Genomic DNA, 15,003 nt, shown 5'->3' on the forward strand with positions numbered 1-15,003 from the left:
CTTTTCTCCCCGATCGTCCTTAAATGGTGCGGGTGACCCAGGCAGAACCGATCCGACGCCGCTCGGCCCTGCGCGCCGGCGCCGGACTCACCGCCGCCCTCGCCACCGGCTGCGCCGCCCCCGAGCCGGCCGCCACCACCGCCCCCGCCCCGAAGGCGCACAGGACGCCCGGCACCGCCCGGCCGGCCCGCGCCGCCCCCGCCCCGCGCCGCTTCCCCGGGCAGCCCGCCCAGATCGACCACGGCCCCCGCACCCGCGACCGCGTCGCCCTCACCTTCCACGGCCAGGGCGACCCGGCCATCGCGCGGGCGCTCCTCGAGGAGGCCGAGCGGGCCAGCGCCCACGTCACCGTCCTCGCCGTCGGCACCTGGCTCGACGCGCACCCGGACCTCGCCCGCCGCATCCTCGACGGCGGCCACGACCTGGGCAACCACACCCTCCACCACATCGACATCAACGCCCTGTCCGAGGCCGACGCCTACGCCGAGATCACCGGCTGCGCCACCCGCATCCGCCGCCTCACCGGCTCCGTCGGCACCTGGTTCCGGCCCTCCCGCACCCAGACCGCGACCCCGCTCGTCGCCCGCCTCGCGCAGCGCGCCGGATACCCGCACGTCCTCTCGTACGACGTCGACTCGCTCGACTTCACCTCGCCGGGCCCGGCGACGGTCGTCGACAACGTCGCCGCGGACCTGCGCCCCGGCTCGATCGTCAGCCTGCACTTCGGGTACGCGGACACGGTCGCCGCGCTGCCGCCCCTCCTCGACCACCTCGCCGGCCGCGGCCTGTCCGCGGTGACCTGCACGGAGCTGCTCTCGTGAATGTGACCCGCACCCCGAAAACCGGCCTCCTCCTGGCCGCCGCGCTGCTCGCCGCCCTGGCCGGCTGCGGCACCGAGTCCCCGACGGACCGCCCCGCCCAGGGCGCGATCAACCCGGTCAAGCCCGCCGTGCCGAAGCAGGCGGTGTCCGGGCTGCCCGGCATGCCGCCCGTCCTGAACCCGAAGGACGTCTACGCCGCCGACCGCCCGAACAAGCTCTCCCCGGTGGTCAAGGACTTCCCCTCCCGCGTCTACGTCCCCAACACCGAGTCGGACACGGTCACCGTCATCGACCCGAAGACGTTCGAGGTGACCGAGACGATCCCGGTCGGCCGCCAGCCCCAGCACGTCGTCCCGTCCTGGGACATGAAGACCCTGTGGGTCAACAACAACCGCGGCCACACGCTCACCCCCATCGACCCGAAGACGGGGAAGGCGGGCAAGCCGGTCGACGTGCACGACCCGTACAACCTCTACTTCACGCCCGACGGCAAGTACGCCGTCGTGATGGCCTCGCTCGACCGCCAGCTGGTCTTCCGCGACCCGCACACCATGAAGATCAAGCACACCGAGCCGGTCAGCTGCTACGGCGTCAACCACGCCGACTTCTCCCGCGACGGCCGCTACTTCATCGTCAGCTGCGAGTTCAGCGGTGAACTGCTGAAGGTCGACACGGCGAAGATGAAGGTCATCGGCCAGCAGAAGCTGCCCTTCGACGGGGCCATGCCGCAGGACGTGAAGGTCTCGCCCGACGGCAAGAAGTTCTACGTCGCCGACATGATGGCCGACGGCATGTGGGTCCTGGACGGCGACAAGTTCACCACCCCCAAGCTGCTCCCCACCGGCAAGGGCACGCACGGCCTCTACGTCAGCCGCGACTCCAGGGAGATGTACGTCTCCAACCGCGGCGAGGGCACGATCTCGGTCTTCGACTTCCCGCAGAACAAGCTCACGAAGAAGTGGAAGCTCCCGCAGGGCGGCAGCCCCGACATGGGCGGCGTCTCGGCGGACGGCAACACCCTGTGGCTGTCCGGCCGTTACGACTCCGAGGTCTACGCGATCGACACCCGCACCGGCGTCCAGGTGGCCCGCATCCCCGTCGGCAACGGCCCGCACGGCCTCGCGGTGTACCCGCAGCCGGGCCGCTACTCGCTCGGGCACACGGGGATCTTCCGGTAGGGCCGGTCACCCGCCGCCTCGGGCAGTCCGCCGCCTCGGGCGGCAGGGTGGGCGAGGCGGCACCCCGGCGCGGGGCGAGCGCTCCGGCCGGGCCCCGCTACAGCGCCAGCATCAGCGCCTCCGAGCCCACCGCTCGATACCCCGCCGCCTGGAAGACCCGCACACTCCGCGCGTTCCCCGGCGACTGCTGGGCCCAGACATACCCCTCCGGCGCCAAGTGCCGCGCGGAGAGCGCCAGTTGCCGGCCGAGCCCCCGGTGGCGTACCTCCTCGTCCACCTCGACCGAGGCCTCGAGGCGCCCGCCGAGCCCCCGCCCCAGCGTCAGCACCCCACCGTCCGCCTCCCACACCCGCACGTCGTCCCGGTGCGCGAGCGCCCGCGCTACCCGGGGATGCGCACGGTCCCGGATCTCGCGGAGCGCCACCGGCGGCGGCCCGGGGAGGGCGGGAGCGACGGTCACCAGGTCGATCGTCTCGTGCGTGCGCCCCGTACGGTCCATGAACGCCGTCAGGAACCGGGCGTTCATGGGCGCCGCGAACCGATCGCAGTCCACCGCCGCCAACGTCTGCCTGACCCACTCCTCCGGCTCGTCGGTGACGACCACCGTGTGCGCCGTGAACGCGAGGATCCCCGCGTCCCGCGCGTCCGTCTGCGGCACGACCGTCAGCGTGCCGTCCGGCGCGGGGAAGACCCCCTCGGCCACCGCGTCGAGAATGTCCTTCAGAACCCTCGTACCCATGCGCGCCCTTTCGCTTGAGTCTCCACCCACTGGAAGGCCCAGACTCCACGACATGATCGACGACAGCCCGCAGCTGCTCACGATCGGGCAGCTGGCCCGCCGCACCGGACTCACGGTGCGCACCATCCGGTACTGGTCCGACGAGGGCGTCCTGCACCCGGTGACCCGCAGCGACGGAGGCTACCGGCTCTACGACGCCGAGTCCGTGGCCCGCCTCGAACTGATCCGCACCCTGCGCGAACTGGGCCTCGGCCTGGACGACGTACGCAAGGTCCTGGCCGGGGAGCGGGACGTCGCGGCGGTGGCCGCCGCCCACGTGGCGGCCCTGGACGCGCAGATCCGGGTGCTGCGGCTCAACCGCGCGGTGCTGTCGACGGTCGCCAAGCGGAAGTCGAGCACGGAGGAGATGGCCCTGATGAACAAGCTCGCACGGCTGAGCGCCACCGAACGCAAGCGGATCATGGACGAGTTCGCGGAGGAGATGCTGCACGGCCTCGACAGCGTCGACCCGGCGATCCAGGAGCGGATGCGCGGCATGAGCGCCGGGCTGCCGGACGACCCGACGCCCGAGCAGGTCGACGCCTGGGTGGAGCTCGCCGAACTGCTCCAGGACCCCGAGTTCAAGCGGCGGATGCGGCAGGCCGCCGAGTACAACGCGGCCGACCGCACCCCCGAGGACCGGGCCGGCGCCTCCATGCAGTTCCTGAAGAAGCTGGTCGTCGTCGCCGGGGACGCCGTCCGCGCGGGCGTCGACCCGGCCTCGCCCGAGGCCGACGCCGCGCTGCGCGAGCTGCTCGGCCCGGACGCCGACCGCGCCGCCGTCCTGGACCGGCTGCTCACGACCATGGACCACAAGGTCGCCCGCTACCGGGAGCTGCTGACCGTCCTGAAGGGAGCGCCGGCACAGCCCGCGCACCGTCCGGAGTTCGCCTGGGTACTGGCTGCACTGCGCGCCCACCCGGCCGGTTAATCTGGCCACCGTCAACACGGCAGTACGAGCAGTACGTATACGAGGGGTGGTCCCGGTGGCGGACATCGAGGAAGCACGCAAGGCGTTCGAGCGGTTCGACGCGGACGGCGACGGCTTCATCACGGCGGCCGAGTACAAGAGCGCCATGGCGCAGATGGGCGACTTCAACGTCACCGAGTCGGTGGCCGAGGTCCTCATCGCCCGGCAGGACGCCAACGGGGACAAGGTGCTGTCCTTCGACGAGTTCTGGGCGAACCTGAACAAGTGACGTACGTCGACTGTGGAGCGCCTGCCTCACCAGCAGGCGCTCCACAGGCGTGTCAGGCCCGGTTCACCGCCGAGAGCACGGCACGCACCGAAGCGGTCAGCACGGACGTGTCACGGCCCGCGCCCCACACCTCGGTGCCGTCGACCCGGCAGCGGACACAGGCGACGGCCTCGCTGCCCTGCCCCTCCGCCAGCGCGTGCTGGGTGAAGTCGAGGATGTCGACGCTCACCCCCGCCGCGCCCAGCGCGTCGGCGAACGCGGCCAGCGGCCCGTTCCCCTTGCCCTCGATCTCCCGTGCGTCGCCGTCGATCCGAACCGTGCAGGCGAATCGGTGCACGTCCCCGTCGACCGTCGCCGACCAGCCGGTCAGCACCACGGCGGGGTTCGCAGGTTCCAGATAGGTCCCGCGGAACAGCTCGTACAGCTCGTCCGGGCTCGCCTCGCGGCCGCTGTCGTCGGTCGCCTCCTGCACCACCTTCGCGTACTCGGGCCGCATGTCCCGCGGCAGGTCGACCCCGTGGTGCTCCTTCAGCAGGTACGCCATTCCGCCCTTGCCCGACTGGGAGTTGACGCGGATGACCGCCTCGTACGTCCGGCCCACGTCGACCGGGTCGATCGGCAGGTACGGCACCTCCCACGGCCCGTCCGGGTGCGCGGCCCGGTGGGCGAGGCCCTTGCTGATCGCGTCCTGGTGCGTACCCGAGAAGGCCGTGTACACCAGGTCGCCGCCGTAGGGGTGGCGGGGATGGACCGGCAGCCGGTTGCAGTGCTCGACCGTCTCGCGGACCGCGTCGATGTCCGAGAAGTCGATCTTCGGGTCGACGCCCTGCGCGTACAGGTTCATCGCCAGGGTCACCAGGTCGACGTTGCCGGTGCGCTCACCGTTGCCGAACAGGCAGCCCTCCACGCGCTGCGCGCCCGCGAGGACGGCCAGTTCGGCGCAGGCGACGCCGGTGCCGCGGTCGTTGTGCGGGTGCACGGAGAGGATGACCGAGTCCCGGCGGGCCAGGTGGCGGTGCATGTACTCGATCTGGTCCGCGTAGACGTTGGGCGTCGAGATCTCCACCGTCGACGGCAGGTTGTGGGTGACGGGGCGGTCCGGGCTCGCGTCCCACAGCTCGGTCAGGTCGTCACAGAGCTCCAGCACGAAGTCCGGCTCCGTCAGATTGAACGTCTCCGGCGCGAACTGGAAGCGGATGTGCGCGTCCGGGCGGGCGTCGGCGAGGCGGGCCATGTGCGTGGCGGCCTCCCGCACGGTCTCCCGGATCTCGGCGCGGGACCTGCCCAGGACCACGTCCCGCCACACCCGCGACGTCGGGATGTAGAGGTGGACGACGGCGCGCGACAGCCCCGCGACGGAGTCGAAGGTGCGCTCGATCAGATCCGGTTTGGCGGGGGTGAAGACGACCGGCGTCACGTCGTCGGGCAGCTCGACGTCGGTGACGAGGTGGCGTACGAAGTCGAAGTCCGTCCGGCTGGCCGACGGATAGCCGACCTCGATCTCCTTGAACCCCATGCGCACCAGCAGGTCGAACAGCCGGCGCTTGCGCCCGGTGTCCATCGGCTCGGCCAGCGCCTGGTTCCCGTCGCGCAGGTCGACAGGGACCCACAGCGGAGCCTCGGTGAGCTGCCGGCCCGGCCAACTCCGCTCCTGGACAGGGACGTTGACGCGTTCGTGGTACGGGCGGTAGCGGTGGAACGGCATGGGGGAGGGCGCTTGCGGATTCCAGCGGTACATGGATCTGGCTCCTGCGGATCGGTCGGCGAGTGACGACCGGCAGCACGGCATCCCGCGGCGGGGTGCCGGTCGCGTCAGGCCCCGCCGCGGCTGCCGAGAAGGAGGAGTCCGCGGATCATGCCCGTAGACTAGCCACACCTCAGGTCCTCAGACAAGTACTCCTCAGACAAGTTGGTGAATCGGGTGTCGTCCGTCGGTCCGCTCCGCCCCAGCCCCCTCGTCGAACAGGCCGCCGAGCGGCTGCGCGCCCAGATCGCCGACGGCGTCTGGCCCGTCGGCGCCCGGCTGCCCGGCGAGACGACCCTCGCCAAGGAGCTCGGCGTCGGCCGCTCCACGGTCCGCGAGGCGCTGCGCGCGCTCGCCGGAGCCGGGATGGTGCGGCCGCGGCAGGGCGCCGGCGTCTTCGTGACGGCGGCGCGCCCGGTCGAGGACTTCCCGGCCCGGCTGCGCAGGGCGGCCGTCGCGGACGTCTACGAGGTCCGTACGTTGCTGGAGATCCAGGCGGCGCGGCTCGCGGCCGAGCGGCGCACGGACGAGGACGTCGCGGCGATGCGGGCGGCGCTGGAGGTGCGCAGGGCGGCCGCGGACGGCCCCGGTGACGCGTTCGTGGACGCCGACATCGCGCTGCACGCCACCGTCGTCGCCGCCGCGCACAACCCCGTACTGGCCGATCTGTTCGCCGAGTTCGCGCCGGCGCTGCGGCAGGCCCTGATCGATCTGCTCGGCCTCGTCGACGTACCGCGGGCGGAGCGCGACCACGGGGACGCCGCGCACGCGGACCTGGTGGAGGCGGTCGTGGCGGGCGACGCGGAGGCGGCCGGGCGGGTGGCGCGGGCCGAACTCGAATCGATGCAGGGGAAGTTGAGCTGAAGTTCCAGGGGGCGGGGTGGTTGTCAGGCAGTCCTGCGGTACTGCCCCGGCGCCACCCCGAACTCCCGCTTGAACGCCTTGGCGAACGCGAACTCCGAGGTGTAGCCCGTCCGTCCGGCCACCACGCGCAGCGGAGCGTTCTCCTTGCGCAGCAGCCGCCCGGCCGTCGTCATCCGCCACCACGTCAGATACGCGAGCGGCGGCATCCCCACCGCCGCCGCGAACCGCCGCGCGAACGCCGCCCGCGACAGACCGCCGAGCCCGGCGAGCTCCGCCACCGTCCACGGGTGCGCCGGGTCGGCGTGCATCGCCGTCAGCGCGGCGGCCAACGGCGGTTCGGTCAGCGCGGCGGACCAGCCCGAGGGGTGCGAGCCGTCCCACCCCTCGCCCCGCTCCAGCCACCAGGCCCGCAGGATGTACAGCAGCAGCGTGTCCAGGAGCGCCGAGACGATCGTGTCCGAACCGGGGCGGGGCGCGTCCAGCTCCGCGCCGAGCAGCTCGACCGCCGTACGCAGCGAGCGGTGGGCGCCCACCCGCGCGGGCAGGTGCACCACGTCCGGCAGTTCGCCGAGCAGCGGATGGGCGCGGGCCCGGTCCAGGAGGTAGGCGCCGCACAGCATCACCGTGTCCGGCGCCGGGCCGACGGCGGGCCGGGGCGGGGGAGCGGGCCAGGTGCCGTCGGGGCGGATCCTGAACTCCTCCACGGGGACGCCGAGTTCACTCACCAGCGTGTGACCGCGGCCGTGCGCGAGGAACACCACGTCACCGGGTCCGAGGGCGAAGGACCGCGCCTCGTCGCCCTCCGGCAGCAGCCAGGCGGAACCGCGCAGCACCACATGGAACCCGGCGCCGTCGTGCGCGTCGAACCGGAAGCCCCACGGGGCGAACTTGTCGCGCAGCGCCGAGTGCGGGCGGCCCAGGCGCATGGCGGCGACGGCGTCGCTGAGTACGTCCATGGCGGCCACGGTAGCGCGCGACTCCCGCACCCATGAGACGTACGGACAGGAAAGGGAGACCGGCAGGCATGGTCCGTCTCGTGGCTGCCTCATAGCGTCGACGGCATGACGAACACCGCACAGGCACCCGCCGCCCGCGCCGTCCTCTTCGACTCCCTCGGCGGCCCCGACGTCCTGCACATCGAGAACGTACAGCTGAAGGCCCCCGGACCCACCGAACTCCTCATCCGCGTCGAGGCGTTGGGCCTCAACCGCGCCGAAGCACTCTTCCGCGCGGGCGAGTACTACTACCTGCCGACGCTCCCCGGGTCGCGGCTCGGCTACGAGGCGTCCGGCGTCGTCGAGGCGGCCGGCGCGGACGTCACCGGCTTCGCCCCCGGCGACCTCGTGATGACGGGACCCGGCATCGAGATGGGCACACAGGGCGTCTACGGCGACCGCGTCGTGCTGCCCGAGTCGGCCCTCGTGCCACGCCCCGCCGCCGTCGACGCGATCACCGGGGCCGCGGCCTGGCTCACGTACACGACCGCGTACGGCGGACTGATCGAGACGGCCGGGATGCGCCCCGGCGACCACGTCCTGATCACCGGCGCCTCCAGCGGCGTCGGCACCGCCGCGATCCAGGTGGCCCGCCGCATCGGCGCGGTGCCGGTCGCGACGACCCGCGCCGCGTCCAAGAAGCAGGCGCTGCTCGACCTGGGGGCGGAGCACGTCATCGTGGCCGGTGCCGAGGACGTGGCGAAGGAGACCCGCCGGGTCACCGGCGGCGCGGGCGCCGACATCCTCTTCGACGCGATCGGCGGGCCCGAACTCCCGCACCACGCGGCCGCCTTGCGCACCCACGGCACGATCGTCGTCTACGGCTGGCTGAACGGACGGATCGGCTTCCCGATGAACTGGCCGCAGACCATCCACACCTACGCGAACATGGCCCTCACCACGACGCCCGACGGCTTCCGCCGCTCCACCGCCTTCCTGAACGCGGGGCTGCGCGACGGCGGCTTCCGCCCCCTGGTCGCCGAGGTCTTCGACGGCCTCGACCGCATCCAGGACGCCCACCGCCTCATGGAGTCCAACGCGCACACCGGAAAGATCGTCGTCACTCTTTGAGCGGCACCCAGGAATAGCCCGCGCCCGGCCGAGGTTCGCACTCGATGCACATGCATGAATCTCCGGAAGGGCGAGACATGAAGATCGGCATCATCGGCGCGGGCAACATCGGTGGCAACCTCACCCGGCGCCTCACCGCCGTCGGCCACGACGTCCACGTCGCGAACTCGCGCGGCCCGCACACCCTCACCGCCCTCGCGGAGGAGACGGGGGCCACCCCCGCCACCATCGAGGACGCGGTCAGGGACGCACAGGTCGTGGTCGTGACCATCCCGCTGAAGGCGGTCCCGAACCTGCCCAAGGGCCTCCTGGGCACGGCCGCGCCCGACGTCGCCGTCATCGACACCGGCAACTACTACCCGCAGCAGCGCGACGGGAAGATCGCCGGGATCGAGGACGAGGGCCTGACCGAGAGCCGCTGGACGGAGCGCCAGATCGGCCACGAGGTGGTGAAGGTCTTCAACGGCACGTACGCGGCCGACATCGTCGACAAGGCCCGCCCCGCCGGCGACCCGGCCCGCGTCGCCCTGCCGATCGCCGGCGACGACGCGGCGGCGAAGCAGACGGTCGCGGCGCTCCTCGACGAGATCGGCTTCGACGCCGTCGACGCGGGCGGCCAGGACGAGTCGTGGCGCCAGCAGCCCGGCACCCCGGTCTACGGCCTCGCCGCCGACGCCGCGGCTGTTCGCAAGGCGCTGGACGCGGCGTCCCCCGACCGCACCGCGGAGTGGCGCGCCTGAGGATCCGTACGCTCAACTCCCGTCAGGACGTGGCCCATTCGCGCAGCGCGCTCTCGCTCGCGAAATCGGCCACGTTCTTGTCGAGGGGCCGGTCCGTGTACTGGTGGATCGTCCAGTCGGCCTTGATGCGCGGCTTGCCGGCCGTCACGTAGTCGGCGATCCAGAGGCCGTCGCCGGCGTAGGACGTCGTATCCCGCGTCAGCCAGTAGTCGCGGTTGCAGTACAACAGGACCCGGTGATGCGGCCGCAGCCGCTTCACCTCCTTGATGAACCGGTCCTTCTCCGCGTTGCTCGCGTACGAGCCCTCCCCGGTCGTCTCCCAGTCCACCGCCAGCAGATCGCCCGCCTTCTCCGGCGCCTTGCTCAGGAAGTACTCCGCCTGCGCCGTGATGTTCCCCGGCCACAGGAAGTGGTAGAAGCCCACGACGCAGCCGCCGTCGCGGGCCAGTCTCGTCTGCGCGGCCAGGCGCGGGTTCACGTACGAGCGGCCCTCCGTCGCCTTGATGAAGGCGAACGCCAGACCGTCCGTGTCGAACGTCGTCTGGTACGAGCTGACATCGATGCCGCGGATCATGCGGGCCTCCAGGTCGGTGGGGCGACGAGGTCGAACGTTCATCGTCCCCGATCCCGAGCGTTCTGAGGTCACCTTTGCGGACAGCGGTCCGTCGCTGTGGTGAAAGCCCCGCGAAGCCGGCGGATTCCGCGAGGCCCGCGAGGCCCGCGAGGCCCGCGAGGCCCGCGAAGAAGGAGATCGCCATGTACGCGCTCTACGCTGCCGTCACCGCCCTCGCCGCTGCCGTCCACGGATCGGCGGCCCTCGCCAATTTCGTCGGGCACGCCTACCCGAAGGCCGAGGCCGACCGGCTGGGCGTGCCCCGCTCCTGGATGCCGCTGCTCGGGACGGCCCTCGCGGCGGGCGCGCTCGGGCTGCTCGCCGGGTTCGCGGTACCGGGCCTCGGGGTGGCCGCCGGGACCGGGCTCGTCCTGTACTTCGTCGGGGCGCTCGGGGCCCATGTCCGGGCGGGCGACCGGCGCTACGGGCCGTGGGCGTTCTGCTTCGGGCTCGCCGTCCTCGCGCTCGCCCTGCGGATCGCGGTGTGAGCCCGAACAGTCTTGGAACACGCTTTACGTGGGCAGGTGCAACTGTGCCCACCAAGAACGGGGTCTGACACAGGGTCGGGCCCCGAACTTCGGAGGGCTCGGATCGAAGGAGAGTGGGGACGGTCGTGGGACGGCGCAAGGGCGGCGGTATAGGGATCGCGCTCGTGACGGTCGCGATGCTGGTGGGCGTGAGCGCCTGCAGCGGGAGCGGCAGTGATCAGGCGGGCGGGACGAGCGACGGGAAGGCGTCGGGGAAGCCGAGTGCGAGCGCCTCGCCCTCGCCGACCAAGCCCAAGGGCCCGCCGATGCTGCTCGAGACGATCATGCCGCAGTCCGGGACCAAGGTCGGCGTGGCCATGCCCATCTCGGTGGTGTTCACCGACCCGGTCGCCGCGAAGGCGCGCGCCTCCGTCGAGAAGCACATGAAGGTCAGCGCCTCGAATCCGGTGGAGGGCGCCTGGCACTGGTTCGGCGACAAGCGCGCCGACTGGCGGCCGAAGGAGTACTGGCCCTCGGGGACGAAGGTGAAGGTCGTCGCCGACATGGAGGGCGTGAGCAACGGCAACGGCCGTTACGGCACGCACAGTTACACGCACGACTTCACCGTCGGCGACGACGTCCGCGCGGACGTCTCCGTGTCGGGTCACACCATGAAGGTCACCAAGAACGGGTCGACGCTGCGCACCCTGTCGATCAACGCGGGCAGCTCCGAGTACCCGACCTGGAACGGCACGATGGCCGTCATCGACAAGCAGAAGGAGGTCCACATGACCTCCTGCAGCGTCGGCATCAGCTGCGACAAGGGCAGCGCGAACTACTACGACCTGACGCTGCCCTGGGACGTCCACCTCACCCAGTCCGGCACGTACGTGCACTACTCGACCGGCGACCCGAACCCGGGCAGCGGCAGCGCCCGCGGCTCGCACGGCTGCGTCCACCTGTCGATGTCCGACGCCAAGTGGTTCTACCAGCAGGTCAAGCAGGGCGACCCGGTGACCATCACCGGCTCGCCCCGCGCGAAGGCCCCGGCCGACAACGGCTACGCGGCCTTCAACCTGAGCTGGGACCAGTGGCTCCAGGGGAGCGGGTCGGGCGAGGGGACGACCGCGACCCTGTGATCAGCACTCGATGATGTTGACGGCGAGCCCGCCCCTCGCCGTCTCCTTGTACTTCACCGACATGTGGGCCGCATTTGGCTAAGGGTGTGACCTGCGAGTTTGGCATAGGCAGGTCCGACTGGCGTCACGGCAGGGACTTTTCAGGGACGTTCATGCCGACAGTTGCCCACAACGATATCCGGAGTACGTGCCGGTGAGCGGGTTGGTGGGGCGCCGGTGGGTCTCCCACTACTGGTACGAACCGGTGATGGGAGTACGTACTGCTACTTCCGGCATGCGAGGACCAACGCGAACGGTGGTGCACTGGCAGGTGTACACGTCGGCCCCTTATGTTTCACGGGCGTTCGGCCCACAGCACATGCCCCGTGCGCGCTAGTGTTGCGTGAGATTGTCGGCTGAGGCCAAGGGCAGGGTACGTGGAGCCGAGTGCAGACGTAGTAGTTCTCACCGCACTACCAGTTGAGTTCCGGGCCGTGTCGCACTTGTTGCACGATCAGTCGACGCTCGTTCATCCGCAAGGCACGAGCCTCGTGAAGGGGAAGCTTCCCGGACTTGGGGGGACCGTTGCCGTCGCACGAATCGGAGCCGGCAATCTGACGTCTGCTGCCATTGCTGAGCGCGTCCGCCAGTGGCTGCGCCCGCAGGCGTTGCTGTTCGTCGGAGTTGCGGGTGGACTGAAGCCGGACGCCCGACTCGGAGACGTCGTGGTGTCGACGAAGGTTTACCACCTGCATCCGGGCAAGTAGGCACCCGAAGGCTTCCACGCCCGACCGGTGCCAGGCGCTGTGGCGCACAGGTTGGAGCAGGCGGCAGGAATCGCCTTGTGCTCGGAAAGCTGGCGCAAGTGGGTTCCTCGTGAGATGCGAGCGACCTGGCAGGAAGACGGTCCGCACGTTCACTTCCAGCCCATCATCGCTGGTGAGGTCGTCCTGAATTCTCCGGTCACTCCTCTGCGTGACCAGATCACGTTCCACTACGGTGACGCCCTGGCCATCGAGATGGAGTCTGCTGGCGTTGCCCGTGTCGCTGACCTGTCGGAGGACCTGCGGATCCTCACCCTTCGAGGCATCAGCGACCACGCCGATGCCAACAAAAGCGAAGCCGATGCGTCGGGTTCGCAGCATCGGGCGTCCGCACACGCCGCCGCCGCGGCGGCCGCCGTCGCGTGTGAGTTGCTGCCGGAGACGGCTGGGTCCGGCGGATCGAGCCTCGCCGTACGCTCCACGGGAGCCATTGGCGAGGCGTCAGCAACGGAGGTCGAGTGGGTGAGGGCCCTGATGGCCTTCGACGACATAAGCAGAGGGGATTTCCGGCATAGCCTTCTCACCGACATGGGGCGCATACTCGGCCTGCCGCGTGCCTTTATGGCGACGGAATCATCGATGGCGCGTGATCATGTGCGGGAGATCGTCCGCCGGATGAACGCCTACCGGGATCCTCCTGCCGCACGCAGGGCTCTCTACGCCGCTCTTGAGCATGCTCGTCCCGACGACGGGGCTCTCGAAGGGCTGAGCCGGTTGATGTCATGATGAATGAGGTTTTCACCGTACAGGCCCCGCGTTTGTGCCGCGTACGTGCGGACAGCTCTCCCGACGAGGACTTCTTCCCGTTGGACGACGACGGATTCCTGGGCAGCGAGCACATTGTGGCGCCGCCTGGGTCCGAGGCGGCTGCGGGTCTGCTCGTTGCCCCCGGTGATGTCGCCCGTGAGGGGGCAACCGTGTTGCTGGGTGAGCCGGGTGCCGGAAAGACCTCGGTGTTCAAGTTACTGGTGCAAGGGCTACCGATGTGGGACGACCCCTTCGTCCCCGATGGGGCGGATCGTTGCGTGTGGGTCGACGGCCCCGATCTGACAGCCGCCACCTGGGACGAGGTCTTGGGGAGTCACCTCAGAGGGCTACCGAGCGTGGCAGTGGGCCAGGGGCCGTCGCCTGGCGGGAACCTGACGATGGTGATCGACCAGGCCGACGAGAGCGAGATCTGTCGCCATCTTCCCTCCTACCTGAAGCGTTACCTGAAGAACAAAGACGTGCGTGGGCTCAGGCTGCTGCTCGCCTGCTCCGGAAGCGGTCGACCAGCTGAAGGCGCTGGCAGCCGATTTTCCCGCGCGCTTGAACCTGCGAGCCGCGCTGGTGTCGGCACGGGCCAACTGCCTTGCGGCGACGTGGACTCCAGTCGACCTTGATGAGGTCGTCGCCCTCCTGGCCGGGGGCGCCGCCTCGTCTGAGTCCATGCTCGTCGAAGCCCGACTCGTCGAAGTGCTGGAAGCCTTCCAGGACATGGGCAGCCATGAATTCCGTGTGGGGATCGTGCGGGACATGCAGCTGCTCATGAATGCGGACCGACTCCTGCCCATCGCGGACCACAACATGGCGCGTGATCATCTGCGAGCGATTGCCGGATATGCCTACGGCGAGGGCGGCCAGGAGGCCCGGCTCGCCCTGCTCGCGGCACTGGAACACGCCCGTCCCGATGAGAAAGCTGTGGAACGCCTCAGGGATCTACTTGCGGTGCGCGAGAGCTGATCGGCTTGAAATGCCGACCGGGGTGGAACGAATGGTGGCAACGGGGATGAGGAATGGAATTTCTACGCGATATCGGAACGTCACTGCTTGCCAGCGCTCTCTTCTTGGTGCTGGTATGGGCATTCTCCAAGACTGCCCGCCGCCTTATACGTGGCCTTGCCGCCCACCTACTGCACCTGGATGTGGAAGAGGTCTTCGCTAACAGTCGAGATGCGGCACACGACATCAAGCGGGAACTTGGTCGGGCGAGGGAAGTGTCCGTTCTGACCGGCCGCGGTTCTGAACTGCAGCGCGAGTTGTTCGAAGATCTGTTCCTTCGCTGTCGGGCTCGCCGCTCCCGCTGCCGCATACTGCTGCCGAAACTTGATGTTCGCGCAGGAGAGCCGGACTGGATCACCGACCGGGAGGAGGAGATCCAGGTCTTCGACTCCGCTTTCGGCGCCGGTCTGCTGCGCCGCCAGATCGCGGCGACCTACGACTACCTTGCTCCACTCACGGTGGAGGGACACCTCGAAGCACGTGGTTATGGCGTTCCACACGTCGGCCGGATCATCGCAACCGAACGGGTCGTCTATCTGACTCCGTACTCGGCGGACCGGCATGGCAGGGATTCCCCCGTGATCAAATACCGCCGTGGAGAGACATACGATGTCCTGCTGCGTCTGATTGAAAAGTTGTGGGTGGGCGGGCCGACTTGACCGCCGGGCTGAAGGGGTACTGCTTGCTTCCTGCTCGCGCCCGCAGCCTCCTTGCCTTGGCCGCCGGGCACGTTGCCCTAAACCCATGTAACCCCGGCTCGTAACGTGGGCCTACGTATGGGAAGTTCCCGCACTCCCTGGCGTCACGAAAGATCGGGCATCCACCACTCC

At 70.1% G+C, this 15,003-nt stretch carries 17 protein-coding genes and 1 pseudogene; 14 read left to right on the top strand and 4 right to left on the bottom strand.

Annotated features, from left to right (window positions below):
* Nucleotides 1-23: 23 nt before the first annotated feature.
* Together B072_RS0117385 and B072_RS0117390 are read left to right on the top strand one after the other, a co-directional pair.
* Entirely contained in the window at nucleotides 24-821 is a 798-nt protein-coding gene (locus B072_RS0117385; protein WP_018531232.1) for a polysaccharide deacetylase family protein, read from the top strand.
* Complete coding sequence (locus tag B072_RS0117390; RefSeq protein WP_018531233.1) at nucleotides 818-1,999, top strand: YncE family protein; 1,182 nt, start codon at nucleotides 818-820, stop codon at nucleotides 1,997-1,999. The genes B072_RS0117385 and B072_RS0117390 overlap by 4 nt, the downstream gene beginning before the upstream one ends.
* A 97-nt stretch (nucleotides 2,000-2,096) precedes the next feature.
* On the opposite strand, the gene B072_RS0117395 is transcribed toward B072_RS0117390, so the two are convergent.
* On the bottom strand, nucleotides 2,097-2,738 hold the full coding sequence (locus B072_RS0117395) for a GNAT family N-acetyltransferase (protein WP_018531234.1): 642 nt from the start codon (nucleotides 2,736-2,738) through the stop codon (nucleotides 2,097-2,099).
* Between the two features lie 52 nt (nucleotides 2,739-2,790).
* On the opposite strand from B072_RS0117395, the gene B072_RS0117400 reads away from it, so the two are divergent.
* Nucleotides 2,791-3,708: a MerR family transcriptional regulator gene (locus B072_RS0117400; RefSeq protein WP_018531235.1), complete on the top strand. Its 918-nt coding sequence runs from the start codon at nucleotides 2,791-2,793 to the stop codon at nucleotides 3,706-3,708.
* A gap of 55 nt (nucleotides 3,709-3,763) precedes the next feature.
* Nucleotides 3,764-3,976, top strand: a complete 213-nt coding sequence (locus B072_RS0117405; RefSeq protein WP_026245953.1) for an EF-hand domain-containing protein — start codon at nucleotides 3,764-3,766, stop codon at nucleotides 3,974-3,976.
* A 52-nt stretch (nucleotides 3,977-4,028) separates the two neighbouring features.
* Here the strand turns inward: B072_RS0117405 and leuA are convergent, their stop codons facing one another.
* A complete protein-coding gene (leuA, locus tag B072_RS0117410) occupies nucleotides 4,029-5,714 on the bottom strand; it encodes a 2-isopropylmalate synthase (RefSeq protein WP_018531237.1) in 1,686 nt (561 codons plus the stop codon).
* A gap of 183 nt (nucleotides 5,715-5,897) precedes the next feature.
* On the opposite strand from leuA, the gene B072_RS0117415 reads away from it, so the two are divergent.
* A complete protein-coding gene (locus B072_RS0117415) occupies nucleotides 5,898-6,584 on the top strand; it encodes an FCD domain-containing protein (protein ID WP_018531238.1) in 687 nt (228 codons plus the stop codon).
* Between the two features lie 23 nt (nucleotides 6,585-6,607).
* Here the strand turns inward: B072_RS0117415 and B072_RS0117420 are convergent, their stop codons facing one another.
* Complete coding sequence (locus tag B072_RS0117420; RefSeq protein WP_026245954.1) at nucleotides 6,608-7,540, bottom strand: AraC family transcriptional regulator; 933 nt, start codon at nucleotides 7,538-7,540, stop codon at nucleotides 6,608-6,610.
* Between the two features lie 105 nt (nucleotides 7,541-7,645).
* Here B072_RS0117420 and B072_RS0117425 point away from each other — a divergent pair, with 105 nt between their 5' ends.
* Both B072_RS0117425 and B072_RS0117430 read left to right on the top strand, forming a co-directional pair.
* A complete protein-coding gene (locus B072_RS0117425) occupies nucleotides 7,646-8,650 on the top strand; it encodes a zinc-dependent alcohol dehydrogenase family protein (RefSeq protein WP_018531240.1) in 1,005 nt (334 codons plus the stop codon).
* Nucleotides 8,651-8,700: 50 nt separating this feature from the next.
* Complete coding sequence (locus B072_RS0117430) at nucleotides 8,701-9,390, top strand: NADPH-dependent F420 reductase (RefSeq protein WP_078506474.1); 690 nt, start codon at nucleotides 8,701-8,703, stop codon at nucleotides 9,388-9,390.
* Between the two features lie 22 nt (nucleotides 9,391-9,412).
* On the opposite strand, the gene B072_RS0117435 is transcribed toward B072_RS0117430, so the two are convergent.
* Nucleotides 9,413-9,964 (bottom strand): GH25 family lysozyme, encoded by a 552-nt coding sequence (locus B072_RS0117435; protein WP_018531242.1) that lies wholly within the window; start codon nucleotides 9,962-9,964, stop codon nucleotides 9,413-9,415.
* Between the two features lie 182 nt (nucleotides 9,965-10,146).
* Between B072_RS0117435 and B072_RS0117440 the strand changes: the two genes are divergently transcribed.
* From B072_RS0117440 to B072_RS48205, 7 genes and pseudogenes are all read left to right on the top strand, one after another.
* Nucleotides 10,147-10,491 (top strand): DoxX family protein, encoded by a 345-nt coding sequence (locus tag B072_RS0117440; protein WP_018531243.1) that lies wholly within the window; start codon nucleotides 10,147-10,149, stop codon nucleotides 10,489-10,491.
* A 125-nt stretch (nucleotides 10,492-10,616) separates the two neighbouring features.
* Nucleotides 10,617-11,609, top strand: coding sequence for an Ig-like domain-containing protein (locus B072_RS0117445; RefSeq protein WP_018531244.1), 993 nt, complete (start codon nucleotides 10,617-10,619; stop codon nucleotides 11,607-11,609).
* A 416-nt stretch (nucleotides 11,610-12,025) separates the two neighbouring features.
* Nucleotides 12,026-12,772: pseudogene (locus B072_RS49195) on the top strand (nucleosidase); the annotation flags it as partial.
* A 114-nt stretch (nucleotides 12,773-12,886) separates the two neighbouring features.
* On the top strand, nucleotides 12,887-13,138 hold the full coding sequence (locus B072_RS49200; protein ID WP_234018875.1) for an effector-associated domain 2-containing protein: 252 nt from the start codon (nucleotides 12,887-12,889) through the stop codon (nucleotides 13,136-13,138).
* Nucleotides 13,135-13,794 carry a hypothetical protein gene (locus B072_RS48200; RefSeq protein ID WP_158689201.1) on the top strand — a complete coding sequence of 220 codons (660 nt, stop codon included), beginning with the start codon at nucleotides 13,135-13,137 and terminating at the stop codon, nucleotides 13,792-13,794. Before B072_RS49200 ends, B072_RS48200 begins: the two co-directional genes overlap by 4 nt.
* Nucleotides 13,795-13,840: 46 nt before the next feature.
* Nucleotides 13,841-14,134, top strand: coding sequence for a hypothetical protein (locus B072_RS0117455; protein WP_158689202.1), 294 nt, complete (start codon nucleotides 13,841-13,843; stop codon nucleotides 14,132-14,134).
* 53 nt (nucleotides 14,135-14,187) lie between these two features.
* Nucleotides 14,188-14,832, top strand: coding sequence for a hypothetical protein (locus B072_RS48205; protein WP_158689203.1), 645 nt, complete (start codon nucleotides 14,188-14,190; stop codon nucleotides 14,830-14,832).
* The last annotated feature ends 171 nt before the right edge of the window (nucleotides 14,833-15,003 follow it).

It is taken from the genome of Streptomyces sp. HmicA12, assembly GCF_000373565.1.
GTDB lineage: Bacteria > Actinomycetota > Actinomycetes > Streptomycetales > Streptomycetaceae > Streptomyces.